Source organism: Halorussus limi (assembly GCF_023238205.1).
GTDB classification, from domain to species: domain Archaea; phylum Halobacteriota; class Halobacteria; order Halobacteriales; family Haladaptataceae; genus Halorussus; species Halorussus limi.
The window spans coordinates 2,214,458-2,240,764 of the sequence record NZ_CP096659.1 but is presented as its reverse complement, the minus strand read 5'-3'; the positions used below and the strand labels follow the sequence as shown (position 1 = coordinate 2,240,764).

General features: G+C 65.0%; 32 protein-coding genes and 1 tRNA gene. 13 read left to right on the top strand and 20 right to left on the bottom strand.

Translation table 11 applies throughout. From position 1 onward, the window contains the following. The first annotated feature begins 103 nt into the window (after positions 1-103). The gene (locus M0R89_RS11560; protein WP_248649240.1) at positions 104-742 is read left to right on the top strand and encodes a hypothetical protein; all 639 of its coding nucleotides are present in this window, start codon (positions 104-106) and stop codon (positions 740-742) included. Between the two features lie 508 nt (positions 743-1,250). On the opposite strand, the gene M0R89_RS11555 is transcribed toward M0R89_RS11560, so the two are convergent. The 13 genes from M0R89_RS11555 to M0R89_RS11495 all read right to left on the bottom strand — a co-directional run bounded on the left by M0R89_RS11555 (position 1,251) and on the right by M0R89_RS11495 (position 12,481). Beyond that, positions 1,251-2,084, bottom strand: coding sequence for a hypothetical protein (locus tag M0R89_RS11555; RefSeq protein ID WP_248649239.1), 834 nt, complete (start codon positions 2,082-2,084; stop codon positions 1,251-1,253). Positions 2,085-2,266: 182 nt separating this feature from the next. Further along, entirely contained in the window at positions 2,267-3,322 is a 1,056-nt protein-coding gene (locus M0R89_RS11550; protein ID WP_248649238.1) for a hypothetical protein, read from the bottom strand. 32 nt (positions 3,323-3,354) lie between these two features. Then, a complete protein-coding gene (locus tag M0R89_RS11545; protein WP_248649237.1) occupies positions 3,355-5,004 on the bottom strand; it encodes a DUF8063 family protein in 1,650 nt (549 codons plus the stop codon). 73 nt (positions 5,005-5,077) lie between these two features. Next, positions 5,078-5,287 (bottom strand): hypothetical protein, encoded by a 210-nt coding sequence (locus M0R89_RS11540; protein ID WP_248649236.1) that lies wholly within the window; start codon positions 5,285-5,287, stop codon positions 5,078-5,080. Positions 5,288-5,338: 51 nt separating this feature from the next. After that, positions 5,339-6,082 (bottom strand): carboxypeptidase-like regulatory domain-containing protein, encoded by a 744-nt coding sequence (locus tag M0R89_RS11535; protein ID WP_248649235.1) that lies wholly within the window; start codon positions 6,080-6,082, stop codon positions 5,339-5,341. Between the two features lie 57 nt (positions 6,083-6,139). Next, positions 6,140-6,547: a DUF8023 family protein gene (locus M0R89_RS11530; protein WP_248649234.1), complete on the bottom strand. Its 408-nt coding sequence runs from the start codon at positions 6,545-6,547 to the stop codon at positions 6,140-6,142. 54 nt (positions 6,548-6,601) lie between these two features. Then, a complete protein-coding gene (locus M0R89_RS11525; RefSeq protein WP_248649233.1) occupies positions 6,602-8,032 on the bottom strand; it encodes a LamG-like jellyroll fold domain-containing protein in 1,431 nt (476 codons plus the stop codon). 47 nt (positions 8,033-8,079) lie between these two features. Next, positions 8,080-8,469, bottom strand: a complete 390-nt coding sequence (locus tag M0R89_RS11520; RefSeq protein WP_248649232.1) for a DUF8023 family protein — start codon at positions 8,467-8,469, stop codon at positions 8,080-8,082. 51 nt (positions 8,470-8,520) lie between these two features. Further along, entirely contained in the window at positions 8,521-8,721 is a 201-nt protein-coding gene (locus M0R89_RS11515) for a hypothetical protein (protein ID WP_248649231.1), read from the bottom strand. Then, entirely contained in the window at positions 8,718-10,304 is a 1,587-nt protein-coding gene (locus tag M0R89_RS11510) for an Env/VP5 family phage fusion protein (protein WP_248649230.1), read from the bottom strand. The genes M0R89_RS11515 and M0R89_RS11510 overlap by 4 nt, the downstream gene beginning before the upstream one ends. Positions 10,305-10,720: 416 nt before the next feature. Beyond that, a tRNA-Arg gene (locus M0R89_RS11505) sits at positions 10,721-10,795 on the bottom strand. A gap of 72 nt (positions 10,796-10,867) precedes the next feature. Beyond that, positions 10,868-11,035, bottom strand: a complete 168-nt coding sequence (locus M0R89_RS11500; protein ID WP_248649229.1) for a hypothetical protein — start codon at positions 11,033-11,035, stop codon at positions 10,868-10,870. 135 nt (positions 11,036-11,170) lie between these two features. After that, positions 11,171-12,481 carry a geranylgeranylglyceryl/heptaprenylglyceryl phosphate synthase gene (locus M0R89_RS11495; protein ID WP_248649228.1) on the bottom strand — a complete coding sequence of 437 codons (1,311 nt, stop codon included), beginning with the start codon at positions 12,479-12,481 and terminating at the stop codon, positions 11,171-11,173. A 121-nt stretch (positions 12,482-12,602) separates the two neighbouring features. Here M0R89_RS11495 and M0R89_RS11490 point away from each other — a divergent pair, with 121 nt between their 5' ends. From M0R89_RS11490 to M0R89_RS11480, 3 genes are all read left to right on the top strand, one after another. Then, positions 12,603-13,721: a hypothetical protein gene (locus M0R89_RS11490; RefSeq protein ID WP_248649227.1), complete on the top strand. Its 1,119-nt coding sequence runs from the start codon at positions 12,603-12,605 to the stop codon at positions 13,719-13,721. 154 nt (positions 13,722-13,875) lie between these two features. Further along, entirely contained in the window at positions 13,876-14,532 is a 657-nt protein-coding gene (locus M0R89_RS11485) for an RAD55 family ATPase (RefSeq protein WP_248649226.1), read from the top strand. A 100-nt stretch (positions 14,533-14,632) separates the two neighbouring features. Then, positions 14,633-15,043: a CoA-binding protein gene (locus M0R89_RS11480; protein ID WP_248649225.1), complete on the top strand. Its 411-nt coding sequence runs from the start codon at positions 14,633-14,635 to the stop codon at positions 15,041-15,043. A 60-nt stretch (positions 15,044-15,103) separates the two neighbouring features. On the opposite strand, the gene M0R89_RS11475 is transcribed toward M0R89_RS11480, so the two are convergent. Next, positions 15,104-15,298, bottom strand: coding sequence for a hypothetical protein (locus M0R89_RS11475; protein ID WP_248649224.1), 195 nt, complete (start codon positions 15,296-15,298; stop codon positions 15,104-15,106). Positions 15,299-15,473: 175 nt separating this feature from the next. Between M0R89_RS11475 and M0R89_RS11470 the strand changes: the two genes are divergently transcribed. Together M0R89_RS11470 and M0R89_RS11465 are read left to right on the top strand one after the other, a co-directional pair. Next, the gene (locus tag M0R89_RS11470) at positions 15,474-16,142 is read left to right on the top strand and encodes an HAD family hydrolase (RefSeq protein ID WP_248649223.1); all 669 of its coding nucleotides are present in this window, start codon (positions 15,474-15,476) and stop codon (positions 16,140-16,142) included. Between the two features lie 69 nt (positions 16,143-16,211). Continuing rightward, positions 16,212-17,417 carry an MBL fold metallo-hydrolase gene (locus M0R89_RS11465; RefSeq protein ID WP_248649222.1) on the top strand — a complete coding sequence of 402 codons (1,206 nt, stop codon included), beginning with the start codon at positions 16,212-16,214 and terminating at the stop codon, positions 17,415-17,417. Here M0R89_RS11465 and M0R89_RS11460 read toward each other — a convergent pair. Beyond that, positions 17,414-17,638 carry a hypothetical protein gene (locus M0R89_RS11460; protein WP_248649221.1) on the bottom strand — a complete coding sequence of 75 codons (225 nt, stop codon included), beginning with the start codon at positions 17,636-17,638 and terminating at the stop codon, positions 17,414-17,416. The two genes, M0R89_RS11465 and M0R89_RS11460, sit on opposite strands and share 4 nt — an antisense overlap. A gap of 108 nt (positions 17,639-17,746) precedes the next feature. Between M0R89_RS11460 and M0R89_RS11455 the strand changes: the two genes are divergently transcribed. Next, positions 17,747-18,340, top strand: coding sequence for a flavin reductase family protein (locus tag M0R89_RS11455; protein WP_248649220.1), 594 nt, complete (start codon positions 17,747-17,749; stop codon positions 18,338-18,340). 124 nt (positions 18,341-18,464) lie between these two features. Continuing rightward, on the top strand, positions 18,465-19,277 hold the full coding sequence (locus M0R89_RS11450) for an AAC(3) family N-acetyltransferase (RefSeq protein WP_248649219.1): 813 nt from the start codon (positions 18,465-18,467) through the stop codon (positions 19,275-19,277). A 20-nt stretch (positions 19,278-19,297) separates the two neighbouring features. Here M0R89_RS11450 and M0R89_RS11445 read toward each other — a convergent pair whose 3' ends face one another. Further along, positions 19,298-19,630, bottom strand: coding sequence for a 2Fe-2S iron-sulfur cluster-binding protein (locus M0R89_RS11445; RefSeq protein WP_248649218.1), 333 nt, complete (start codon positions 19,628-19,630; stop codon positions 19,298-19,300). A gap of 119 nt (positions 19,631-19,749) precedes the next feature. Here M0R89_RS11445 and M0R89_RS11440 point away from each other — a divergent pair, with 119 nt between their 5' ends. Both M0R89_RS11440 and M0R89_RS11435 read left to right on the top strand, forming a co-directional pair. Next, positions 19,750-21,120, top strand: a complete 1,371-nt coding sequence (locus M0R89_RS11440; protein ID WP_248649217.1) for a geranylgeranyl reductase family protein — start codon at positions 19,750-19,752, stop codon at positions 21,118-21,120. Between the two features lie 59 nt (positions 21,121-21,179). Then, positions 21,180-21,548: a DUF7979 domain-containing protein gene (locus M0R89_RS11435; RefSeq protein ID WP_248649216.1), complete on the top strand. Its 369-nt coding sequence runs from the start codon at positions 21,180-21,182 to the stop codon at positions 21,546-21,548. Between the two features lie 6 nt (positions 21,549-21,554). Here M0R89_RS11435 and M0R89_RS11430 read toward each other — a convergent pair whose 3' ends face one another. The 4 genes from M0R89_RS11430 to M0R89_RS11415 all read right to left on the bottom strand — a co-directional run bounded on the left by M0R89_RS11430 (position 21,555) and on the right by M0R89_RS11415 (position 23,581). Next, entirely contained in the window at positions 21,555-21,701 is a 147-nt protein-coding gene (locus M0R89_RS11430; protein WP_248649215.1) for a hypothetical protein, read from the bottom strand. Between the two features lie 280 nt (positions 21,702-21,981). Then, a complete protein-coding gene (locus tag M0R89_RS11425; RefSeq protein ID WP_248649214.1) occupies positions 21,982-22,728 on the bottom strand; it encodes a proteasome assembly chaperone family protein in 747 nt (248 codons plus the stop codon). Between the two features lie 157 nt (positions 22,729-22,885). Next, complete coding sequence (locus tag M0R89_RS11420) at positions 22,886-23,257, bottom strand: hypothetical protein (RefSeq protein ID WP_248649213.1); 372 nt, start codon at positions 23,255-23,257, stop codon at positions 22,886-22,888. 45 nt (positions 23,258-23,302) lie between these two features. Then, on the bottom strand, positions 23,303-23,581 hold the full coding sequence (locus tag M0R89_RS11415; protein WP_248649212.1) for a hypothetical protein: 279 nt from the start codon (positions 23,579-23,581) through the stop codon (positions 23,303-23,305). A 99-nt stretch (positions 23,582-23,680) separates the two neighbouring features. Here M0R89_RS11415 and M0R89_RS11410 point away from each other — a divergent pair, with 99 nt between their 5' ends. The 3 genes from M0R89_RS11410 (at position 23,681) to M0R89_RS11400 (ending at position 26,286) form a co-directional block, all read left to right on the top strand. Then, positions 23,681-24,589, top strand: coding sequence for an RsmB/NOP family class I SAM-dependent RNA methyltransferase (locus M0R89_RS11410; protein ID WP_248649211.1), 909 nt, complete (start codon positions 23,681-23,683; stop codon positions 24,587-24,589). After that, positions 24,586-25,095: a DUF7122 family protein gene (locus tag M0R89_RS11405; RefSeq protein WP_248649210.1), complete on the top strand. Its 510-nt coding sequence runs from the start codon at positions 24,586-24,588 to the stop codon at positions 25,093-25,095. Before M0R89_RS11410 ends, M0R89_RS11405 begins: the two co-directional genes overlap by 4 nt. A 123-nt stretch (positions 25,096-25,218) precedes the next feature. Next, positions 25,219-26,286 (top strand): restriction endonuclease, encoded by a 1,068-nt coding sequence (locus tag M0R89_RS11400; protein WP_248649209.1) that lies wholly within the window; start codon positions 25,219-25,221, stop codon positions 26,284-26,286. Positions 26,287-26,307 lie beyond the last annotated feature (21 nt).

Below are 26,307 nucleotides of genomic sequence, written 5' to 3'. Positions count from 1 at the left end.
GGTCGAAACCGGGCTTCGTGCCCGGTCGCCCCCGGATTGGCCCCCGGCGGGCCTGACGATGACCGAGGCCCCGCTGACGAGTTGAACCGGCCGTCCTCCAAATATGAGCACGCAGAACCCCTCCACCGACGCACAGCCTACCGACAAACCCAGCGTGCCGCACTGGACGCACGACTACACGGTCGTGCCGCTCGACGGCGACTGCTGGGAGATCATCGACCTCGTAACGGATGCTCGCGCCGCGAGCTACGAGGACGGTCGTACGACCGACGTACTCCTCACCGGCGACAAGGACGACGGGACGGCGGACAAGCACGTTACCGGCGTCGCCGGCGAAGTCGCCACGGCGATGGCGCTCGGCCTCCCCGTGCTGGAGGCACTCGACCTCTCCGTCTCTCCCGACGGCGACGCCGGCGTGGATCTCGAGCTTCGCCGTGGCGTCGAAGAACGCGCCATCGACATCAAGGCGTACGGTGGCGCGCCCGTCGGCGATCCGCCTCGGCTTCTCGTCGAGGAGTCGAAGGCCGAGAGCGGGCCGGCGGACGCCTACGTGCTGGCGCAGACGTGGGACTCCGAGTGGGCCGTCATCCACGGCTGGACGACGCGTGAGGAGTTGCTCGCCGAGGGCTGGCGCGAAGGGCCGCCGACGTGGCAGCAGGAGAACTGGACTATGACCGCCTCGATGCTCCGACCGATCAACGAGTTGGCCGCGTGGGCGGACGGCGTGGGTTGGCAGTGGTAGACCCCCGAGCCGCGAGACGCTTTTACCACCTCCTCGACAAGTAGTGAGTGCCGCCGACACGATACGGCGGCCGTCGGTGGTATCGTCTGTCAGTCAGTCGCTGTCGCGCAGCGTGCGTTTGTCTAACCGCCCCGGGTTCCACCCGGCATCCCTTACTCGACACGATCGACCACAACTCCACAGCGGCGGCACACCACGACTAGCTTGTAGTCGTCGCCGATCTCCTTGTTCTCGACATCTAGATCTGGATCGTTGTCGGGAGAACAGTCACACATCCGATACTCGCCGGCTCCGGCGCGCGGCCATTTACGTCCCACTCGACCGTGGGTCACATCTAAGTGAGCACGGATCCGGGGGGAGGGGGGTACGGCGGGACTAATGGCGCGCGTGCCAGCCCGCGGGCGACGCACGCGACACGCGGCCGCGAAGGGGCGTCTCCTCGCCATCGAGACACAGAAGGAGTCTTCATCACCACTAAAGCGGGTATGCCGTCCTGAGGTGATCGGATCTAGTTCTCCAACAGAGGCATCACGTACTTCAGATGCTGGTACTCCACCGAGTCCTGTTCAAGGTCTTCCTGATTGACAATCTTGACCTCTTTCAGCGAGACGGGGTCTACCGACGGCACACCACCAAACCCATCAGGAAGGCCGTCAATTGGGCCCGACCCTCTATCCTTCAACCGTTCTGTCGTGAACGTGTTCAGCATCACTCGGCCGCCGTTGTAGTGGTTCTTGAACCGCCGGAAGTGCGATCTCGGTGGATTATCGAAATCCTGCGCGATGATCATCTGAAAGTGACTCTGGTAGTGTTCTCTGATCTTCCCTTGCTCAATCTGCTCTCGCTCCACCGCCTTCGCTGCCTCTTTCAAAACCTCTCGTTCGCTGGAGGGGTAGACGTAGGTCATATATCCGCCGTCGTCCATCTCGACGAAGCTCATCTTGATGTTGTCCCCTCGATCGATGTCCTCGTCGTAGTTCCACGCCCGAATGGTTTCCAACGCGACCCGAGCTATCTTCTCGTCATCAAACAGCAGGCCGATGCCCCACATCCCTTGGTCGAACTGGTAGAGGTTCCCCTGCCAAGCATCAGAGTCCCACGTCTCCGGGAGTGGCTGAACGAACATGCTCTGTACCATCAGAGAGATGCGTTCGAAGAACAGGTCAAGACCGGCCAGCACGACAGCGACGACGAAACTGATGGGTGGCGGAATGAGGAGAAGGCTTGTGAGGATGCCGAAAGCGGTGGTCATCCTTGAACCCCACACGACGAAGCCCTCATACTGTTCGTCAAGAACAACCTTCGGCTTCCAACCGTCCATCTCGAAGCGGACGTGCTTCATCAAACTCACTCGCTTCATGTGCAGTCGCGCTCGGGCGACCGTAAGACGAGAATGGAGAGTATCTGCGATAGAGCGGAGACGTCCTAACATACTTACCAGACATCGTCCAATTGTCAAAAATACACCGTTAAGAAACGCTTCTGAGCCCGATCTATCTCTCACGATAGGGACATTAAAAACGTCTACTCGTCGCCGAGCCGCGGGTCGGGGTCGCCGCCCCACTGGTCGCGATGCGCGTCACAGTACCCGCTCTCGTGGCGCGTGCGCTGGCCGCATCCCTCGCCGTGCCGGTTGTGGCCCCGGCACTTCCGCAGTTCGAGTTCGTTGCTCTCGTCGGCGTCATCGCCGTTTTCGTCCTTGTCGAACTCGAAGTCGCCTGTGTCTCCCTCGGAGTCGTACTCGATGGAGGTGGCGTCGATGTCGCGGAACTGCATCATCTCGTCGCGAATCACCATCCAACTGGACGAGTCCTCCTCCAGCCCCGCGCCGATGGTGGCCTCTTTCTTGCTCTCCTTCTGGCAGAAGAGTACCATCCGGCGCACGTCCTTCGGGATGTCCTTCCCTGTGTGCGCGATTAGGATCAGGTGGCAGTTGTACTTCCGTAGGAGCTTGATGAGCTGGCTCAGGGCCTTTCCTGCAGACATATCGGCGTACTGCAAGACCTGTGCGGCCTCGTCCCAAACGAATGCCTTTGTGCCATCCGTCTCTTCCAGCCACTCCTCTAGCTCCATCCACGACTCCACATCGGGGAACGGGTCGCTTCGGTTGTTGCTGGAGACTTCGAGGCCCCCGTACGGGAGGTGTTCGATGATCGCTTCTTCGAGGATCCTGTAGGCGAAGTCCGTCTTGCCGACGCCGGTCGGGCCTTCCGGCGGCGGTGGGGCGTACAGGACGAGGTTGAGCATATGATCCCGGTCAGACGGACGGAATAGCCGGTTCACTTCGTCACTCAGGTCGCGGTCGCCGGCGTCGACGCGATTGTCGGTCAAGCCGCTCGAGGCGGACAGTGTGTCGAGGTTCCCTTCCCGACGGGCGTCGCGGAGTGTCTCCGTCCGTGCCTTGCGAGCGAGCGCGGCTCGGAGTGGATTGTCCTCAGCGACGCCCGCTCGGTCGAACATCATCAACAAGTCCGCAGCATCGTCGATGTCGGTCTGGTAGGCGTCAAGTACGGCGTCGATGTTGCCACCGTCAATCAGTTCGCGAATCTGTCCGGCCTTGTAGCCGTTGTCGTCACTCACTTCGCCGGATCTAGAGAATCAGGTGGGAAATGTCACTCCCCGTCGGGGGTCTCCTCGTCGCCCGTCGCGTCGTCGGTGTCGCCGATCTCGTCGCCCTCGCAGTCCACGTCGAGGTCGTCGAAGATGTCCTCGAGGTGATCGCGGGTCACGGACGTGTGCTGGGTGAGCTGCTCCTCGGCTTCGGACGCGATCTGCCGCGCGGCGGCGTTCTCGCTCGCCACCGAGATACCGGGGAGGGCGTACAGGAGCTTGCGGAGCCCGCGAACCTCGTCCTCGAGCTGGTTGCGGTTGGAGTGGATCGCCGACTTCCCACGGACGATGATTTCACGGTCGTTGTGGAGGCCGCTCAGGACGCCCTTGCCCTCGTTCCGCTCAGGGTCGAACTCTCGGACGAGCTTGCATCGACCCGACGTCGTGCGGAGCGTGACGCTGCTACCCTCGACCATCTCGATGTCGCTGGCCAACTCGGGCGTCCCGCGGTACATCGCCACCTTGCCGTCCTCGTCGCCGAGGGCCGCATCCACCACGTCTTCGGCGTCCTCGTCGATGAGGTAGACGTAGGAGCCGTCGCGCCAGTACGAGATGATGATGTAGACGGGGACGGCGGAGATGGCGGCGGCGATGGCCGTCCCGACCGCGATCAGCCGCGTCTGATTGTTGAGGCTGTTCCATATCTCGTTCGGGGCGGGCGCGTGCCCGAACAGTACCGCGGCCGCGTACGCGCCACCGACGACCGTAAGGGTGAGTCTGACCTTGTGCGCGGCGAACGTCTTCTTCGCCTTGTCGATGGCATCGTCATCCTCGTCACCCCGAACGAACGGCGGCGAGATGTACGTCTCGCGGGCGAGGTCGTACCACCGGGACTGCTCGCGGTGGCGGATCCACGCAAAGATGAGTCCGAGGTCGAGGATCGCGCCGATTGCCCCGCTGATGACGGCGATTTGGATCAAGTCCGTGCTTGGGTCGTTGATGAACGCCCACAGGCTGCCGTCCGGCGACTTGAACACGTAGAGCTGGCCGCTCGCCCCCAACGTGATGACTGGGGCGGAACCGCGGGGGTTGGTCACCTCCATCCCGACGCGCGTGTAGCCGCTGGAGACGGTGACGGTCTTGGTGGGCACTTTGCTCCCCGTCCCGCGATCGGCGGCGATGATGTAACCGCTGTCCGTGATTGTGATTTGGTGGGGGTAATCGGCCTTCAAGGTGAGAGTCACCGTCGAACCCTCCCACGTCACGTTGGTGATGCAGAGCGCCGGCGAGATGCGCGTCTGGCACGACTGGTCGTAGTTCTTCTGCGGTTCGCTGGAACTAGATCCTCCTGACTCGGCGGCGTTCTTGAGCGCGCGCTGGAGCGCATCCTTGCTCGGGATGGAGACGCCTTGCTCCTCGGCCTTGGTCATCCACGACCGCACGGCTTGCCGATCGGCCTGCGAAAGCTTGTCCATATTACCCGGCGAGAGGAGCCACGAGACGACACGTCGCCGTTGTTCGGCGGACAGGTCGCCCGGATCCTTCAGCACGAGCTGCATAATCTGATTCTTCTCCGCCGACTGCTGCCCCTTGTCGGAGTCGTCGGCTGGCGTCGCGGTCGTCGTCTCGTTCGCTGTCTGAGCCACCGCCAGTCCCGCGCCCGACGAAAGGACTAGCAAGAGGACTGCAGCGGTGATTACGCCACGTTTCACGTATCAAGAATTTAATATTTCGGACGGGAAAAGCCCCGCCCGACGGTACCCCATCTACCTCGTCGGCGACCGACTACCGCTCCTCGGAGATCATCTGCGCCGTCCCGGCGAGACTCACCAGAGCGAGGATCGCGACGACGCCCAGAATCGGGTTCGTCGGATCAATCGCGGCGAGGTCTTGGATCGGTGTGAACCCGAGCGCGTTGAGTCCGTACAGGCCCGCCGCAACGTCCGTGGTGATCTCCGCGCCGTGTCGTACGTCGTCCGTGTCGATTTCGACCATAATCCTTGGTTTGAGTTGATTGAGAGGCTGTTTAGAGGGGACTATGCCACGTCAGAGGTCTTCGCGGATGGCGGCAATCGCGCCGAGACTGACGAGCGCGACCAGCGCCGCGACGGCGGGGTTGCTCTCTGCCCAACCGACAATGTCGGAGGAGCTGCTACCCGACGTGCCGCCGCTCGTTGAGTCGGACGAGTAGAACACGCCCGTACTCGACACGTTCGACTTGTCCACGCCGTGGACGTGGAGCGTGTAGTTGCCGTACGTCGTCTCGACGGGGACTTCGACGGTCACCGGCGTCGAGGACGGAGTGAGCGTCGTGTTGCCGAGTTCCGTGCCGTTGTGGAGGACGGTCACGGTCACCTCGTTGGTGGAATTGATCTCGGCGTAGACGCTGCTCACCGTCTTGCTGGTGTTCGCCGAGACGGTGTACTCGAGACGGGGGTAGCTCGGGTAGGCGTCGGAACCGTCGCCGATGCCGTCACCGTCCGAGTCCATCGCGAGGGACGGACTGTACGTCTGGTTCGCCGAGAGGTCGCTCCACGTCTTGGACTCGGAGATGTAGCCCGACTTGCTCACGACGACTTCGACCGTCTGGTTGCCCGTCACGGAGAGCGAGTAGCTCCCGTCCGATGCGGTCGTCGTCTCGGCGAGCTTCGTACCGTTGCCGTCGTACGCGATGACGGTCGCGTTGCCGATGGCCGTACCTGACGAGTCCGTCACGTTACCGCTGATGGTGTACGTCGATGCTGCCGACGCGAGGAACGCGCCGCCGGCAACGACCGCCAGCAGCGCCATCAGAGCGCCAAAAGCCTTCAGAACCGTAGTGTTAGTGTTTGTACTGTTCATTCTTGATTATCGAGTGTACGCTACGTAGTAGACGGCCGCAAGACCGACTGCCGCGTAGAGCAGTCCGCCCCACGTCGTCGTGGTCACGATGTCACCGACGGAGGGAAGGAGCGGGACGAGCGCAAGCACGACCAACTCTCCGCCGACGACGAGTCGTTCAACGTCGTCAGTCGTCGCGTCCGTTACCGAACTCCACGCGTCGTTGGCCGCGCCGACGAGCAGGTAGGACACGATCGCGATGACCGTGCCGTACGTCGCCGTGACGCCGCCGACGGTGAGCGTGGAGTCCAGCGCCAGCTGTATGCCGTTGAACTCGAAGCCCCCGAAGAGGAACCCGGGGACGGAGAGCACGCCCACGACGAACGCGGGGATCAGAGCTGCCTGAAATGCGTCGTAGATTTGGTTGTTCGCCACTACATCCTGATATTCACACTTCAGGTAGGAAAAGTGACACTCCCGAGCGGGGTGTTACGGTCGTCGCCCGTGCAACACTACGCCCGCGACGACAAGGCCAAGCACTGTACCGACGAGGGTCAGCGACACCCCATCAGGCTGCGTCGCGCCGCTCTCCGCGGCGACCGCGCCACCCGTCGACGTCGTCGAGTACCCGACGGAACTAGACGCTTGGCCCGTCACCTCGACCGTGTACTCCGTCGCATCAGCGTACGCAGAGGGGATGTCCACCGACGCGACAGAGGGCGACTCCTGCGGCGTGACGGTCTTGTTGGCGACGAGCGTGGGCGGGACGTAGGAGACGTTATACACGCCCGTGTACCCGATCTCCGCGCTCGGCGAAGATCCGGCCGGTGACACCGTGACCTTCCACCGCCACCGCGAGTAGTCCAGTCCGCTCACGTCCGTGGAAACGGTCGCCGCCGAGGAGACGGTCTGCGAGTCGACCGTCACCCACGTACCACTGTCCGTGTATCCCTGAGCCTCCAGCGTGACTTCCGCGCCGGTTACGCTCGGGATGCTCGCCGACATCTCCGTGGCGTTGCCGGCATCCTTGGCCGAGGCGGTGTACGTGGCTCCGCTCGTCTGGGCGAGGAGGGAGATCTCGCTGGAGTTGAGCGTCTGGCCGTACCACCGACCGGCGTCGAGGTAGCCGTCCTCCAGCGGTCTGTAGGTCGACCCGTAGCCGTTATTGCCGAAGTAGAGGGTACCATCGAAGGTCATCCCAGTCGTGACGGTCTTGGAGGCCTTCTTCTCTCCATCGACGTACAGGATGAGTTCGCCGGTGTTGGTGTTGTAGGTAGCGGCGTAGTGGTGGTACGCCGAGAGATCGTAGTCCGACGGCGGTGTCCACGACACGATCTGCATATTGGAACCGGGGTTGACCCCGGCCTCAATAGCGCCACTGCCCCGGTTGTATCTAATCTGAATCACGGGATTGCCGTTCGCGGCGAGCATATCATACCCACTCCCACCGTCGATCCGAGCGGCCACGGCGACCGTGGCGTTGCTCGTCGACGAGATGGAACGACTGGTGGCATCGCTAGCCGAGGTCACGCGGCCGGCCGAGTCACCCGTCCAAACGTGCTTCGTGGTCTTGGTGGGCCAGTCATCGTCGACGAACACTTCCGAGGATGGTGGGACGGGTGGCGTCACCCGAGCGACCGCAGACTCGCCGGATCCATCGATCGTCCAATTGCCGCTGTACGTGGCGTTGTTCAGTTCGTTCGCCGTATCCGTGTCCTTGAGCTGCTCTTGGTACGATCCGCCGACGTAGACCTCGATAGTTGTCTCTGTCTGGTTCTGCAGTTCGACCCACACCGACGAGACGCTCTCGTTCGCGCCGGGCGTGAGCGTCGAACTGTGAGTGGATGCCGCCCACGCCCCGCCGCCCACGACGACGGCGAGCACGACGGCGAGAGCGGCGATGATAGTTGGTTTTCGCACGTAAGAATGTCAACAGTCAAGAAGGAAAAGCCGCACTCCCGGCCGGGTCAAGCGTAGCTGATGTAGTAGTACGCGGCGACGCCGAGGAGGAAGTACGCGAGACCCGGAACGAGGTTGCTCGTGACCCACTCGCCGAGCGCCGGCACGAACGTCACTAACACGATGCTGGCCGCATCCAACGCGATCACCTTCTGACCGCGCTCCGAGATCTCGCCGACCGAGTCCCGCTGGACGAGCCACGCCGCGACGAGCGCCGCGGCGGCAAGAACCGTTCCCCACATCACGGGTTCGCCGCCGATGTTGACGGTGTCCATCAGCGTCCAGCCGGTCGCGTACTCCGGTACCACGTCGGCGAGGCCGGCGGATGCCAGCGACCCCGCGACGTAGAGCGGGCCGAGAACTGACTCTGCCCAGTCTGCCGTGTTCCTGTCGATCACTACCAGATTGTCAACGATAGAGAAAGAAAAGCCCCACCCGCATCCGGGGGGTCACAGCCCGGACGGCAACAGCCAGTCCTGCAACGCCGCCCGCGCCGCCTCCAACACAGCCGCCGGATCCACCCCCATCACGAGGGCCGCGACGACGATGACGGCCGCGACGAACGCCAGCCGCGCGACGAGCTGCACGGCGTCCAGCGCGGGGCCGATCCCACTCACCGTCAACGCGAGGTCAATGATGCGTCCGATCATCGCCGACCACCCAGACTCGACAGCACGCCGAGTCCGACAATCGCGCCGCCGACGAGCATCATCTGTCGATTGCTCAACTCGGGGATGCTGAACCCGCTACCGCCGCCGGAGCCGCCCGACGTGTCCGGTTCGCGCTCCTCCAGTTCCTGCCGGAGGTCGGACATCCGTTCGAGCAGTTGCTGGTACTCCGTCGTGTTCGACGTGCGGTACACGTACTTCGTCGTCGTGACGTTCGAGATGCTGCTCCCGTCCTTCGCCGTGATCGAGTCGATGCGGAACTCGCCCGTCACCTCGACGGCCTCGCCGCCGGTAGTCGCGATCCAGACGGGGCCGCTGATGTTGGACGCGTTGTAGGTCGTACCCGCCTGCCACGAGCCGTTCGGCGCGGATTCGGCCATCACGAGACCGGTGTACGTATCGCCATTGTAGGTGACGTTCATCGTGCCGACGCCATTGAGTTCCGGCGTCGAGACGCCCATACTCGCGAGCGCCGCCACCACGTCCGACATCGAGTCGCCCTCCGTGCCGTACTGGTGGATCTTCGTCGTCTTGCTGATTACGTCCGTCGCGTTGATCTTGCCGTCCGAGAACGCCTCGTACGTCTTATTCGCGTACGTGTCCGTCTCGTTCTTCACCTCTTTATTCATCTGGACGCTGGTGTCCCAGAGTTGCTCGTAGTCGCGGAAGTCGATGAGCATCTGCGGCTCCATCGAGGAGTCGAAGTTGCCTGAGACGTAGATACCGACAGTACTAGCAGCGAAGTTGTTGTCGTTCGGGTCGGGGTCGAGTCCTGCGCCGGGATAGTACCAGTAGTTGATCTCGTAAGTCCCGCCGCCCCGGTAGTCAGCGATATGCCAACCGATGGCGGGGACAGTTACTTCGGTTCCATTCGCTAGCGTCACCGTGCGATTCTCGATGCCCTTGTAATAGACGTCGACGCCATAGTCATCGTCAGTCCCTTTGAACTCACGGTTGGCGAACTCGAACAGCCTTTGACCGTCATTCTCGGCTTCGGGCCACCCAACTTCAGACGAAGTGTTCGTCCCGTTTTTATCAGCGTGGAGGAGGCCCTCAGTTGCGGCTCGCTCGTTGAGGCTCCGGAACGCCGAAACCTCAGTGCGCCACTCGGCGAGGATGTTGCGCTGGATGCGGCTGTAGTAGTCCTCTTCAGCCTGTTTGGCATCGGCGCGAGCGACTGCTAGCGACGTACCATTCTGATACGCCTCGGCGAGTTCGGTTTCACCGTGCGTCCACGCGACCGTCTTGCTATCCTGCAACCGGTTGTTCATCGTCGAGAGGAAGGGATCCGTCGCGGAGTCCTGAGCGATGGCCGCCGAGTAGATGTCTACCTTGGTCTGGTTGTCCTGCGCTTCCTTGACATCCTCCACAGCGTTCTCCACTTGGTTCTCAACCGCACACTCCTTCGCCACGTGGCCAAAGGTGATGACGTAGAGACCGCCCTCTGCGCCCTGACACTTCTCATCTCCAACCGCCGCCTCGGCGACGCCGACGATTGACGGGCCGAGGGGCTGGAAGACGACGAGTACGATGAGGAGGAGGGCCGTCAGTGCCTGTCTATCCATCACGTATAACTCGTCTGTCAGGACGGATAAGCCCCACTCGCGGTGGGGTAGGCAGCCCCGGACGCCGGCGTTTATCCGGTAATCGCGTCTCGGATTGAGGTGGGTCGCGCCGACCTCGCCGACTCCATCTCACCCCCGGCTGGCGCGGCCCCCGAACCACCACCCCGGATGCGGGGGCGGATAGGACGACCGCCTCGATGAAGGTGTGGGACTCCCCCTTGGTCGGTGGGACGACAAGGGACGGAGCGCCGGCCGAACTTTATGTTCCTCTGACGCGATGGCAGTTGATACCGCGTGACGACGCGGGGGCGTAACACGTGACGGGATGGACTCTCGACACCGTAACCGCTCTGCGACTTAAAGGATACCCCAGACCCCACCGCCGTCTGGTGGATTCCGAGTTAATTGCGAGGAAGTGGGCGCTACAGGATTTGAACCCGTGGCAGCTTGGTCCGAAGCCAAGTACTCTGTCCAGACTGAGCTAAGCGCCCGCATCCAGTTCTACTGGCTCGCTCGTTTTAAACACAATGGTTTCGACCGGCCGTGCGGTAGCGTACCGAACCTCAGTCGGAGACGACGCCGTCCCAGTCGATGCGGTCGATGACGCAGCCGCCGCAGTCGGGGCAGGTTTGACGGTCGAGCGAGAACGTCGCGCCGCAGTCCTTGCACTCGTAGGTCTCCTCGGGGTCGGCCGTCCGGACCACGCGAGCAAGTTTTTCGGCGAGACTCATACTGCCACGAACGCCTCTTTCTACGAACTGCGTTAAGACAGTTTTCATTCGCCCAGCCGAAAACCAGAGATAGAGCGTCTAAAACAGTATTTTATGCGGCCGTCCAGATTGGCGTTAACTGCAGTTTGAGGCTCGCTACGCCGAGAACGTCAGGCCGAGGTGCGTCGCGACCGCCTCGTCGGCGCTCGGCTTCGACCCGTCCCTTCGGTGCGCGGCCTCGTCAGTTCCATCGGCGCGAGACGCCCTGAGGAGTGCGGTGAGGTTGCGCCGGACCAACGCGGCGTCGGCCTCCGAGAGGCCGTCGAACAGGTCGGGACCGAGCGCGCGCCGGAGGTCAGCGCCGAGGTCGGGGCGGTCACCCCGGCGGTCGTCGGCCGCGGCGCGGTGGGCGCGCAGGCGAAGCCACGTCCGGACCGTCGCGCTTAGATACCGGCGGGCCAGTCGCTCGGGGTCGGGCGCGCCCGGAATCGTGGCGAGGTAGGCCGCGGCGTTCGAGTCGGCGACGGCGACGTTCTCGGCGACCCACTCTCGGACCGCCGACGGGTCGGCGTCCGGGTCGAGCGCGTCGGCGGCGCGCTCGCAGAGTTCGGCCTCCTCGTCGGCCACGCGGTGGAAGGCGTCGCCGACGACGACGGTGTCCGCGCCCGCGTCGAGCATCGCCTCGGCGCGCTTCCGGGAGTCGATGCCGCCGCCGTACCAGAGCCGCGACCACGTCAGACTCTCCGAGATGGCGTCGAGCGTTTCGGCGGCCTCGTCGCCGCCGTAGGTGCCAGAGTACTCGAGGTAGACGAGTTCGCTTTCGAGGTGGCGCTCGGCCGCCATCCCGCGCTGTTTGGCCTCGCGGGGCGACAGCAGGTCCGACTCGGCGACGTTGGCCTCGCGGGCCGCGGCGCTGTCGGGGTTCTGGATGACGTACGCCTCGAACACGGCGTCCGCGAGGAGCCACGAGGTGGCGAAGTCCGCGAGCGCACCCGTAGCGAAGGCGGGGAGCCACGGCAGTCGCTCTCGGAGCATCTCGGGCACCATCTCCTCGCGGATGTACTCGGCCCCTTCTCCCAACTGGCCGACCAGCGACTCGGAGTCGCCGTTCAGCACCTCGGGGATGGCCAGCAGGTCGGCCTGCTCGCGGGTCCGCGGAGTGACGTGGCGCGGACCGCTCGGTTCGTGGAAGACGGGGACCGAGGCGGGGCCCAGCAGGTCGAACGTCTCCTCGGTGTTCGCGGCGTTCACGTCGGCCGACCCGCCGACCGACACCGCGCTGGTGTGTCTGAGATAGAGGGGGTAGAGCAGCGGGAGTTTCTTGGCGTCCTCGGGGTCGACCTTGGTGACGTGGGTCCAGTCGGCCGGGACCGGGTTGGTGTCCACCGGGAGGGCGGTCCGGGCGGCCAGCGAGGCCCCGCGACCGAGGCGACCGAGCAGACGCGCAGCGCCGTCGAAACTCGTCATACAGGCTACGACCCGGCGTGAGATAGATAAATAGCTCGCTTCGCGGAGGCGTTGCGGACGACGTCCCGGCCGACCGGAATAACACAACCCTGAAATACCGCGGCGGGCGACTCTCGACCACATGGGTAGCGTTCGGTCACGAATCCCGGCGACCGCGCGGGCGCTGTTCGGCCACCTCGCCGAGTCGCGGGACCCGCGGGTCGCGACGATGGTGTTGCTCCGCAACGAAGTCGAGTCCGAAATCGAGTCGATGACCGAGCGCCTGTTTCTGAGCGTCGAGCGCGACCTCCAGCGGGCGCGCGAGGCGGGCGACCTCGACCCCGTGCCCGGCGCGGAAGACGAGCGCGCCCGCTTCGACTACGACACGCGTCTGGTCCTGCCCGCGCTGTTGACGCTCGGGCGCATCCACGTCATGGCCGGCGACGTGCCACTCGCCCGAATCCGCCGCGACGTGGACCGTGAATTCGTCGCCCGCGGACGGGAGACGACCCGAAACGTGGTCCGCGCACTGCTCGACGGCGACATGCGAGACGCCATCAACGACGACGAGTACGAGGACTTCGAGACGAACCTCCGCCCGCGGGAGCGCGTGGCCGAACTCGCTCAAGAGAGTCTCTGGGAAGGCGTCGAATCGTGGTTCGAGAGCGACGACACGCCCGCGGAAGTCCGGGCGGCCTACGAGCGGGCGGTCGAACTCTCCGAGCGCCATCAGGACGAGGACGAGGCGTTCCGCGACCTGCTCGACCGGTTCCACGACTCGGCGGCGGGGTCCGACGAGCGCGCGGCGGTCGTCGAGGCCATCCGCGAGGAGTACAAGTTCGCCGACGCCGACGGGGCCGACCTCTTCGACGCGGCGGCCGACCTGCCGTACTTCGCGACCCAGTACGCCCGCGTCGGCGTCCTCTACGAGGACATGCTCAACATGTACGAGGCCGACCTCGACGTGGACCTCGGCGAGGGGTTCAAGCGCGCCATCGTCCTGCTGGTCGTCGGCGCGCAAATCGGTCTCGACGACACCGACGACTACCCCGAGGACAGGCGCACGCAACTCACGCCCGTCACCGCCGAGTTGAGCGTGGCCGACGACCGGTCGGCCGGCGTCGAGCGCCTCCGGCGCATCGTGAACGCCTACCTCGACCGGGCCGACGAGTGCGTCGACGACGGCGACCACCTCACGCGCATCGCGGTCGAGTACGTGCGCCAGCAGTCGCTCGACCGCATCGACCGACTCGACTCGTGACGGCCGACCACGGCGAGCGCACCGACCCAGATTCCGCGAGCCGCTAGTAATCAAAAAGAATATAAGCGGAAGCGGATATTTTACTGCCAGACGGCGCCGGGAACGGGAGTGGCCGCGGCCCCGTTCCGGTCGCAACTTGACGCGAGGAACCGCCATGTACGGATTGGGAGAGGTCTGTCCGGGGGTCGAGGTCGAACCGGGGACGAACCTCCTGGTGGCCGGGCCGCCGATGACGGGCAAACGAACTCTCGCTCTGGAGATTCTCGCGCACGGAAGCCGTCGCGGGGACGGCGCTATCGTCGTCACGACCAAAGACGGCGGCGAAGACGTGCGCGAGGACTTCCGCGAGATGCTCGGCCGCGACGGGGGTGCGCCACTCGGTATCGTGGACTGTGTCTCCAAACAGCAGGGAATGAACCCCTCCCCGAGCGACGACATCACCTACGCCTCCTCGCCCAAGGATATGACCGGTATCGGAATTCAATTGTCGGAGTTCCTGCAGGGCTTCTACAAGGACCGGGGCGTCCAGCGCAACCGCATCCTGTTGCACTCGCTCTCGACGCTCCTGATGTACTCGAATCTCCAGACCGTCTTCCGGTTCCTCCACGTGTTCACCGGTCGGGTCCAGAGCGCCGACGCGCTGGGCATCTTCGTCATCGACTCGACGGCCCACGACCAGCAGACGATGAGCACGCTCCAGCAGTTGTTCGACGGCCAAATCGAGGTCCGAGAGGGGGAGGACGACCGGTCGGAACTCCGCGTGAAGGGCATCGGCGACGACACCGACTGGCGGCCCGTCGTCGGTCGCTGAGGGCTCGGCCGCCGGGTTCGATGGCGCACGCGTCCCGCGAAACCACCCCCAGACCGTCGCTACCTCAACCCTTTTGCCCGCAGGCGGCGTCACGTGACCTATGCCCGTAGAGAGCGACGCCGAACTGCGCGAAATTCTGGGGATGACTCGCGTCGCGGTGGTCGGGTGTTCCTCGACGCCCGGCAAGGACGCCCACGAGATTCCGAAGTACCTGCTCGACAGCGGCTACGAGGTGGTGCCGGTCAACCCGACGACCGACGAGATTTTCGGGCGGACGGCCTACGACTCCCTCTCGGCGGTCGAGGAGCAGGTCGACATCGTGGACGTGTTCCGGCCGAGCGACGAGGTGGCCGGCATCGTCGACGAGGCGCTGGACCGCGACGACGTGGCGGTGGTTTGGACGCAACTCGGCATCGCCGACGACGAGGCGGCCGCGCGCGCCGAGGACGCCGGACTCCGCGTCGTACAGGACAAGTGCATCAAGGTCGAACACCAGCGACTGGTGTCCTGAGAAAACAGCGAACGCTCGTTTTTCGACCGCCCGTTGGAGTCGCCTGCGCTCCTCGTCCACCTACCTGAACCGACGGACGAGTCGGAGCAACAGCGATACCGCGGTTCCGATACCCGGGACCCGCGACGAGAGCGCCGCGGCACCGACCAGTAGGAGAGCGCTCTTCTTGCGCCCGCGGGCGAACGCCATCGCGGCGTCCACCAGCGTCGAGACGATGCTGAGTTTGTTCATCGACTTGGAGTCGAGGTTAGCCATCAACCGGATTACGACGGCCGCGCGTAAATAGGCACCTCGCACAGGCCCTTCGATTCACCCCCGAACAGTCTCCTCGCTTCACGCTCCAACAGTCCCCTCGCTTCACCCTCGCACGACCCTCTCGCGAGTGCGACCCTCGGAGGCGTTTTGTCGGTCGAGCGCGTACTCGCTCCTAATGAGTAGCGCGGACACCCCCACCGTCTTTCTCGACTTGGACGACACCATCTGCGAGCACCCCCGCTCGACCGCCGACCGACTCGCCGACGCCTTCGACGCGGCGGGCGTCGAACCGTTCTTCGGCGTGTCGGACTTCCGGCGGTGGCTGGCGCGAGTGACGGCCGACTCGGCGGTCGAACTCCGCGAGAAGTGTTTCACCGGCATCGCCGACGAGCAGGGCCGCGAGTCCGCCGACGCGCTCGCGGTGGCCCGCGCCTACGAGGACCCCGACCCCACCGAGGTGCGATTCCTCCCCGGCGCGGAGGCGGCGCTGGACGCCCTCGGCGCAGACCACGACCTCGCGCTCGTGACCAACGGCGACCGCGAGACCCAGCGGGCGAAGTTGGCCGCGCTGGACATCGCCGACCGGTTCGCCGCGGCGACGTTCGCGGGGTCGACCGGCGTGGTAAAGCCCGACCCCGACCCGTTCCACCGGACGCTCTCGGCGCTGGACTGCTCGGCCGACGAGGCGGTCCACGTCGGCAACTCCCTGCGTTCGGACGTGGCGGGCGCGCAGGCCGCCGGCGTGGAGGCGGTCTGGTTGGCCCGCGTCGAGGAGGACGCCGACCACGTGCCGGAGTACCGAATCGACTCGATGCACGACCTGCACGCGCCGCCGTGGGCGTAACTCGGGTCCCGAATCCTACGGCGCGAACGCCGCCACATCGTTTTCACCTCGCGAGTCGTACGGTCGGGTATGACCGACGACGAGCGTTCCCCGGAAGCGACCGACGACGCCCCGTCGATTTCGCCCGCGGACCTCCACGAGCGAATCCGGCGCGGCGAGCGCGTCTCGCTGCTCGACGTGCGCAACCGCGACGAGTTCGAGGCGTGGCGCATCACGGGCGACAGCGTCGACGCCACGCGGGTCACGTACGCCGAGTTCGCGGCCGCGAAGGCCCGCGACGAGGTCGGCGAGTTCGTCGCGGACCTCGACCTCCGAGAGCCGGTGGTCACGGTCTGCCCCCGTGGGGAGGTCAGCGCGACCGTCGCCGAACTCCTGCGCGAGGAGGGCATCGAGGCCCGGAACCTCGACTCCGGGATGGCGGGGTGGGCGCGAGTGTACGTTTCGCGAGAGCTTCCGACCGACGCGGCCGACCGGACGGGCGACGTGACCGTCCTCCAGTACGACCGGCCCGCGAGCGGCTGTCTCGCCCATCTGGTCGTCTCCAGCGACGAAGCCGCGGTCATCGACCCCCTGCGGGCGTTCGCCGACCGGTACGTCGCCGACGCGGCGGAGCGCGGTGCCGACCTCGTACGGGCAATCGACACCCACGTCCACGCCGACCACGTCTCGGGCGTCCGCCGACTCGCCGACGAGACCGGCGCCGAGGCCGTCCTCCCGGCGGGCGCGGACGAGCGCGGACTCGCGTTCGACGCCACCCCGCTCCGAGACGGCGACGAGATTCGGGTCGGCGACGCGACCCTGACCGCGCTTCACGCGCCCGGACACACGACCGAACTGACTGCACTTCGACTCGGCGGCGTGCTGTTCACGGGCGACGCGCTCTTCGCAGATAGCTTCGGCAGGCCCGATTTGGAGCGAGGCGACGATGGCGCCCGCGACCTCGCGGGCACGCTCTACGACACCTTGACCGACCGCCTGCTCGCGCTCCCCGACGAGACGCTGGTCGCGCCGGGCCACCGGACGCCCGACGCCGCGCCGAACCCCGACGCGAACGGGACCTTCGCCGCCGAAATCGGCGAGGTTCGCGAGCGCCTCCGGATTCCGGACGACGAGGCGGCGTTCGTGGACCGAGTCCTCGACTCGCTCCCGCCGCGGCCCGCCAACTACGAGGACATCGTCGCGGCGAATCTGGGTCTGGAGTCGCTGGACGACGAGGCGGCGTTCGAGATAGAATTAGGGCCGAACAACTGCGCGGTCGGGGCCGAGGGCGATTAACCGGCGTCGCTCGACTCGTTCGTCTCGACGTGCCGGCCGTCCTTCCGGTCGTGGTCGCCCTCCTCGTCGTCGGGCAGGGTGGCGGCGTCGGACTGCTCGGTCTCCTCGGGGTCCATCTCCTCGTCCACGCGCTCTAACTCCTCCTCGACCTCCTCGTCGCGTTCGGCCTGCATCTCCTCGCGCCGGTCGTCTTGGCCTTCGGCGGTCTCTTCGTCTACCATGTCCGAACCTTGCCCCGCGACAGTCTTTGGCATGTTGGCCCTCCGTCGATTCGGTCCGACGCTCGCCGGAAGCGCAAACCCTTCCACGCCGTACTCCGTTCGTCCGACATGGAAATCGACCCCGACGAGGTTCCCTCGCTGTACCGGACGCTCGCGGGCGCGGTCGTACCCCGACCCATCGCGTGGGTCAGCACGACCGGCCCCGGGGGAGCGGACAACCTCGCGCCCTACAGTTTCTTCAACGTGGTCGCGGTCGACCCGCCGGTCGTGATGTTCTCGCCGGTGGACGACTCGGACGCGCCCGACGGTCTGAAGGACACGCCGCGGAACGTCCGCGAGACCGAGGAGTTCGTCGTCAACGTCGTCACCGAGTCCGTCGCCGAAGCGATGAACGAGACCGCAGCGACCCTCCCGGCGGGCGAGAGCGAGTTCGACCGCGCCGCGGTCACGCGGGCCGAATCGACCGTCGTCGCCCCGCCCCGCGTGGCGGAGTCGCCGATCGCCTTCGAGTGCTCGCTCTACGAGATGGTCGACGTGGGCGGGTCCACGATGGTCCTCGGCGAAGTCGAACGAGTCCACCTCGACGACGACGTGACGACCGACGGGAAGATGGACGTGGAGAAACTGGACGCCGTCGGTCGCCTGTCGGGGAGTCTGTACGCGACGACCGACGACCGATTCTCGATGGAGCGCCCGCCCTGAGGCCCGCCCGTTCGCTCGGTGAAACGTGGTACTACGCCGCGAACCGTGACAACGGTTTTATCGCTGGGACCGATTGCCTGAGGTAGACGACCGAGAGCCGAATTGCGACGGAGCATCCTCGAACATGGAAGAACGCATCGAACGAACCGACGAACCGGTAACGCCGGACAGAATCGCGAACGACCTCCTCGACCTCGGCGTCGAACCGGGCGACACCCTGCTGGTCCACTCGTCGCTCTCCTCGCTCGGGTGGGTCACGGGCGGTGCGCCCGCGGTCGTGAACGCACTGATGGAGGTCGTCACGTCCGAGGGAACGCTCGTGATGCCGACTCACTCGCCTCAGTACACCGACCCCTCTCGCTGGCGGAACCCGCCGGTCCCGGACGACTGGGAGGACGTGATTCGGACCGAGCGCCCGGCCTACCGCCCGGCGGTGACGCCGACGCGGAGCGTGGGCGCGATTCCGGAGTGCTTCCGGACGTATCCCGAGGTCCGCCGGAGTCGCCACCCGACCTACTCGTTCGCGGCGTGGGGTGTCGACGCCGAGGCCATCGTCGCCGACCACCCCTACGAAAACGGACTCGGCGAGGAATCACCGCTCGCGGAAATCTACGACCGCGACGGGACGATTCTGATGCTCGGGACCGAGTTCGACACGAACACCTCGTTCCACCTCGCGGAGCATCGGAGCGACCACGAGCAGGAGGTTTCGACCCACGAGACGACCGTCGTCGGCGACGACGGCGACCCCGAGAGAATCACCCTCGAACACCTCTCGTACGAGGCCGACGACTTCGCCGACGCGGGTCGGGACTTCGAGGAGGACCACCCCGAGGCGGTGACGGAAGGGACGGTCGGTCCCGCGGACGCGAAACTAGTCTCTCAGCGGGCCGCGGTGGACTACGGTACGGAGTGGTTCGAGAAGAATCGAGAGTAACGAGACGAGCGGAAGCGCGGTCAGTCGTCGGCGGCCGCGGCCTCGCTCTCCATCGCTCCGGCCTCGTCCTCGATGCTCGGCGGGTACTTGCCGCGGTCCAGTTTCAGGTCGCTCTGGGGTCGCGCCATGCAGGTCAGCGCGTACTCTTCGGCCTCCTCGTCGGTGAGGCCGCGGGCCGCGGGTTGGGTCACGTCGCCCGCCACGATTTCGGCCGAGCAGGCCAGACACATCCCGACGCGACAGGAGTACTCCTGCGCGATGCCCTCCTCGATGCACTTGCTCAGGATGGTCTCCTTGTCCGAGACTTCGATGGTCTCGCCCGTGCCGACGAACTCGACGGTGTACTCGGTCATGCCTCGTGCTACGAAACTCCGTCACTTTACTCTTTATCGCCGGGGCTGTCGCCAGAGGGCCGACAGAATGTCGCTTCGCGTATAAAGAGTTTTGCCCCCTCCGTCACGTAGCCGAATGCATGACTACGCACGAGTGCGACATCGTCGTCGTCGGGGCGGGGACGGCGGGTTGCTACGCCGCCGCGACCGCGGCGCGAGAAGGGTACGATGTCGTCGTCGTCGAGCGCAAGGACGAGGAGGAGGCCGGACACATCGCCTGCGGTGACGCCCTGAAGGGCGCGGACGCCTTCCCCGAGGCCATCCCGAAGTCCCAGTTGGAACCGTCGTTCACCAACACGGGCGTCGACCACGGCCGGTTCGAGATACCCCAAGAGAACACGGTCCTCGAAATCCCGGTGCCCGGCGAGTTGGCGGTCATCGACCGGTGGGAGTACGGCCGACGCATCATCGAGGGCGCCGAGCGCGCGGGCGTCGAGTTCCACTACAACACGGTGGTCAAGGACGTGACCCAGCGCGAGGACGGCCGCGTCACGGGCGTCCGGGGCAAGCGGAAGGGCGACATCCAGCGCTACGACGCCGACGTGGTCGTGGACGCCGCGGGGTCGCTGTCGATTCTGCAGGACAAGGCCGACCTCGAAGGCCCGACGTTCGACACCAACGTCACCTACTCGCAGTTCTGCTCGGCCTACCGCGAAATCGTGGAGGTCGAGGAACCGGTGCCGTGGGACGACGCGCTCGTGTTCAAGCCCACCGAACGCGCCGCGGGCTACCTCTGGTACTTCCCGCGGACCGACACCGAAATCAACGCCGGACTCGGCTTCCAGATGACCGAGGAGCCGATGCATCTGGTGGACGACCTCAAGCGGGACCTCCGGGCCCGACCCGAGTTCGAGAACGCGACGGTCGAGGACAAACTCGGCGCGGCGCTCCCGACCCGCCGCCCCTACGACTCGGCGACCGCGCCGGGGTTCATGGCGGTCGGCGACGCCGCCGGCCACGTCAACCCGACTACCGGCGGCGGCATCGCGGGCGCGGCCTACGCGGGCAAGTACGCCGCCGAGGCCGCCATCGACGCCATCGAGGACGGCGACGTGGGCGAGACCAACCTCTGGGAGTACAATCAGCGCGTGATGGACCACTTCGGCGCGCGCTACGCCGGTCTCGACGTGTACAATATCTTCTCGACCGCGGTGGACGTCGACGACCTGATGGGACTGCTCGGTGCGCTCCCGGCGACCAAACTCGCCGAGGCGCTCTACTCGGGCAGCGCGAACGTCGGGTGGTGGCTCAAGATTCAGACCGCCATCAAGTCGGTCGGCCACTGGGACCTCATCTACGACCTCTACCAGACCAAGAGCCTCGCCGACGACCTCATCGACCACTACGAGCGGTATCCCAGTCGTCCGCAGGGCCTCGAACCGTGGCAGCGCAAGCGCGACTCGATTATGGAGGATATCTACGAGACGACCGGCGCGGACCCCAAGTATTGAGGCCGACGCGGAAATATCCGACAGAAAACACTTACTCTCGGCGTCCGCGGATTCCGTAGATGGCCTCCGACTACTCCAGACGCCGCGTTTTCCGACTCACCAGCGCCGCCGTCGCCGGCACCTCGGTCGCCGCGCTCGCCGGCTGTTCGTCGCTCGGACTCGGCCGGACCTGCGAACTCCACCACGAGGTTTTGGACGGAGACAGTAGCTACGGCGGAACGGAACTCGCCTACGCGGAACTTTCCGACCGGGCGAAGGAACTGTTCCGAAAGGCGCTGAAGCAGGACAGTTACGTCGTCCCCTACCGCGGGGGCAACGCTCCGCCGGAGTTCTCGTACTCCGACGAGGCGAGCGCCTACATCATCGACTACGAGGGGACGAACTACACGCTCATGACGTACACTAGCCAAGGCTGTACCGTCGGATAAGAGGTACTATTCGACCTGCTCGCGGAGGTCTTCGACCTCCTTCTCGATTCGGCTCAGGGCGGCGTCGGCGTCCATGTAGCCTTTATCGTACTCGTCGTACACCGTGTCCGTCTCGCTCAGGAACTCCGAAACTGCGTCTTCGAGGTCACTCATACCGTATCCGACGCGGAGCATCGAGAAAGGCTTGGTGAAATCGTGCCGGTTCGACGGTCCACGCGTCTGCCAACCTCCGCGCGAACGGAGCGAGCGCGGGTCGCCGTCGCGGTGCGGTTCGCACCGGCAGTTCGACCGCGAGCGAGGAGCGAAGCGACGAGCGAGCGGGCCAAGTGAGGACCAGAACGAGCGAAGCGAGTGACGGGACGAACGCAGTGCTTTTCATGAAAGTTTTGCCAGGGAGAGCGCGCCTACGGCGCGCTCGACCGCAGCAAAAGTTTCATTGGAACATACGGAGCGGCTGGGCCTGCGAACTCTCGTCGGTCTCGGCCTCCTGCATCTGCTGGGCCAGTTGCTCCTTCTGCTCGGTGATGTCCTCGGCGCGGTCCACGAGGTCGTCGGTGTCCACCTCCACGTCCGCCAGCGGGGCGATGCCGCGTTCGATGAGGATGCGGGCGGCCTCCGGGTCGGGGAACTGCGGGTCGCTCTCCACGACGAGGCCGAGCGAGTCGAGGCCGCGAGCGCCCGCCTCGTGCAGGAGCGCGCCCGTGGGACCGCTGACAGCGCCGCGCTCGTTCGGCGCGTCGATGTCCTGCTCGTCGAGTCGGCCGCCCGCGTCGCCGGTCGCGACGCCGTAGAGCGACGGAATCTCGTCGGCCTCCTTCTGATTCGGAAGGCCGCTCATGTAGATGGCGGTGGCGTCGCGGTCGTCGAGCCAATCGCTGATGCACCCGGCGAAATCCGAGGCCGCCGACGCCGACACCGGAACGTCGCTCTGGAGCGCCACGAGGTCGCGCTCCGCGTCGGCGTAGAGTCGGACCGGCGGTCGAAGCTCTCGACTCGACTCCTCGTAGACCGCGAGTCGGGGTAGACCGTCGCAGTCGATGCTGGCGTAGTAGGTCATGTCGAACGTATCCACCAGGTGGTCGGTCGCGATTTTGCCGACCAGTCCGACGCCCGGCAGGCCCTCGACCAGCGTCGGTCGGTCCAACTCCACGTCCTCGGCGACGACGGTGACGTTTGCCATGTGAGAATGATGCGTCAGCGGCCGCATAAAGGTCCGGGCTATCGACGGTGCGTGGTTGTCGGTTCGGACGACGGTCGATTCGGTCGGCGGTCAGTTCGGTCGAGGGCCGGCCGGATGTCGGTCGGTTCGGCCCGTTCTCTGGCGTCGGACCGACCGCTCACCGGTCCTCGACCGGTTCGCGGGTGTCGCAGTGAGGGCACCTGCTCCGGTAGGGGTCGAGGTTCCGACCGCATATCCGGCAGGGGCGCGTCTCGTCGGGGACGCCGGTCTCCACGCTCTCGCCGTCGGAGCGCAACTGCGACCACCCGGCCCGCACCGCCAGCGCCGCGCCGACCAGAAGGATCCCGCCCGCCAGCACCGGCGCGAACTGCGAGGTCTGGCCGGTCCGGAGCGCGCCCGCTGACTCCCGAAGCGCGTCGGTGCCGAACAGTTGGACGCCCGGCACGGCGACGATGGCCGCGAGCAGCGCCAGTCGGAGTACCGTTCCCTCGCTCGGTCCGTCGCGTCCTCGTCCGCGTCTGCCGTTCATGTCCGCGGCGACACACGACGCCGTGAAAACAGTTCGGGTCCGAGCCTACGTCTCGGACTCGGGGTCGGACGTGTACGCCATTTCGAGTTGGAGTCGCGCCGAGCAGGAGACGTTCTCCACGTCGAAGTCGACCCCCTCGACCTGTTCGTTCAGGTAGCCGTTGCACCGGCCCTCCTCGATGATGTTCTCGATGGTTGCCGGGGAGCCACACTCCGGGCAGTCGAAGAAGTAGCCGTCGTTGCTCTCGTGGATGGCGTCGGGTTCGAGTTCCATGCGCGCGGCCTCGTCCCAGTCGATGTCGTCGGGCGCGTTCGCGTTTGCCATAGGACAGGTGACGGGAGATGCACGGGTAACGGCTACGGCCGACGAGCACACCGCTCCCTTCCGAAACCCACAAACGCCGCTCGCCCGAACCCTCCACCGATGGAGAAACTGGAGCGCTACGAACCGCTTGTCGAGGACTTCGACGCCTTCCTCGACGCCTGCGAGCGCCCGCTCCCCTCGGTCGTCAGGGTCAACACCATCGAGACGACCCCGGAGCGAGCGAAGGCGGCGCTGGACGAGGAGGGCGTCGGGTGGACCGGCCGCGAGTGGTCCGACACCGTGCTGGAGTTGGACACCGACAACCCCGGAAGCACGTGGGCGTCGTACCACGGGTGGATTCACGGGCAGGAGGAGGTCTCGGCGATTCCCGCGGAAGTCCTCGCGCCCGAACCCGGCGAGCGCGTCTGGGACGCCTGCGCCGCGCCGGGGAGCAAGACCACTCAACTCGCCGCGCTGATGGACGACGCGGGACTGGTCGTCGCCAACGACAACAACCTCGGGCGACTCTCGGCTCTGCGGTTCAACACCGAGCGACTAGGTGTAACCAACACCGCGGTCACGAACACCGACTCGCGGAACTTCTCGCTCAAGCCCTTCGATTTCGACGCTTTCGACAAGGCGCTCGTGGACGTGCCCTGCTCCTGTGAGGGGACCATCCGGAAGAACCCGACCGCGCTGGACGACTGGACGATGGACCACGTCCGGAGCGTCGCCGGAGTCCAGAAGGGCATCCTCACTCGCGCGATTCAGGCCACGAAGGAGGGCGGCACCGTGGTCTACTCGACCTGCACGTTCGCGCCCGAGGAGAACGAGGCGGTCCTCGACTACGCGCTCGAAGAGGAGGACTGCCGACTCGTGGAGTTCGACGTCGGTCTCGACTCGCGGCCCGGCGTCACCGAGTTCGAGGGCGAGACCTACGACGAGAGCGTCCGGAAGGCCCAGCGGTTCTACCCCCACCACAACGACACGGGCGGGTTCTTCTGCGCGAAACTGGAGGTGGAGGGATGACCGAAACGTCGAACGACGGCCAGCAGTTCGACCGCCTGCCCGCCACCGCCGACGACCGCGAGGTCGAGGGGCGCGCGACCCGCGAGGAGGTCCTGAACTGGTGGGACCAGCGGTTCGAAATCCCGCCCGAGACCTTCGAGGAGTACTCGTTCTGGGAGAAGGGCAAGGGCAAAATCTGGATTCTCCGCGGGAACGTCGCCTCGCCGATTCGCATCGAAGCCCTCGGCATGAAGTTCCTCCGGACCCGCCAGGAACACTGGAAGCCGACGACGAACGCGGTCCAGCGGTTCGGCCGCGAGGCCGAGAAGAACGTAATCGAACTCACCCGCGAGCAGGCCCGCCGGTTCGTCCGCGGCGAGGACCAGGAGTTGGACTGGGACGGCGACTGGGGGTATCTGGTTGCCACGCACGAACTCGCGGGCGAGTCCGAACCGCTCGGCGTCGGCCTGTTCGTCCACGGCGAACTCAAGAGTCCGGTGCCGAAGGGCCGCCAGCGCGACCTGTAGGCTCTTCCTTCCCGATTGTGTTCTCATCTAACAAAATTTTCCTCGATAACTGCGACCGTAACCAGCGTTATTCGGGTAGGTTGTTGCAAAAGGTATTAGTGAGATATGCTTTCTCCCTACCCTATGAAGGGTGAGGAATTTGAGAGACAACTCTACGATTTATACAAAAGAGAAGGGTTCGATGTTTCTCTCACACCAAGGACGAACGACAAGGGTGTTGACCTCCTCCTAAAGAAGAGTGGGCGCACAATCGCGATTCAAGCGAAGGGGTATGCGGAGGGAAATAAAGTCGGTAGTTCGGCAATTCAGAAGGCTTCTGGACTGCTGGCTCGAGTCGATATCGACGAGGTCGTTGTAGCCACCTCCAGTTCATTCACAACCCCGGCGCGAGAAATCGCCAAAAACCGAGGAGTGAAACTTAGGCGGTTTAGTAGCACGTCCCGACAGACACACAAACGAAGTGGCGCCACAAAATCGAAACAGAGACAGAGTAACAGTTCTACTTCTAGTCCCCCTACGTACTCTAGCCGGACAACCGAGGCAGAGGAATACACCTGCCCCAACTGCGGGAAGTCGATGAAACGAACCGGGTGGAGTCCGTACTATCACCACTTCAAGAACTGCGAACTTCCCGAAGAGAAGCCTGCACCGCTTTCCGAGGACCAGTGGGTGAAAGTTCAGAAGAGGACAAAGCAACAGGCAAACGAGGGCAGCGCTAATGACGGGACCACCGCGTCGAGGTGCACGCGAGAGGACAACAGTAGCCAAGATACTCCTTCTGAGTCTAACAATCCAGATGTCGACGATAATGAATCCGGAGCGAAGGAGTACTTTTGCCCAACCTGTGGCGAGAGAATGAAACGGACTGGATGGAGTCCGTACTACCACCACTTCAAGAACTGCGAACTCCCCGAAGAGAAGCCTGCACAACTTTCCGAGGAGCAATGGCTGAAGGTCCAAGAAAACATAAAGCAATCTGAGAGTGACGGCGGCGGCGAGAGTAGAAGTACCGCGTTGAGGTTCACGTCAAAGGCCAATAGTAGCCAAGATAGCCCCTCCGAATCTAGCAATCAAAGTACCGACGACGATAGTTCGGCGCAGTATTCCTCTGCTTACGAGAACTACAGAGCCAAAGAGGAAGAAGATACAAAACCCGGAGGATTCGTTGCTTGGCTTCGCTCCCTTCTCTAATCTTCCGCCTTACCGATTCTC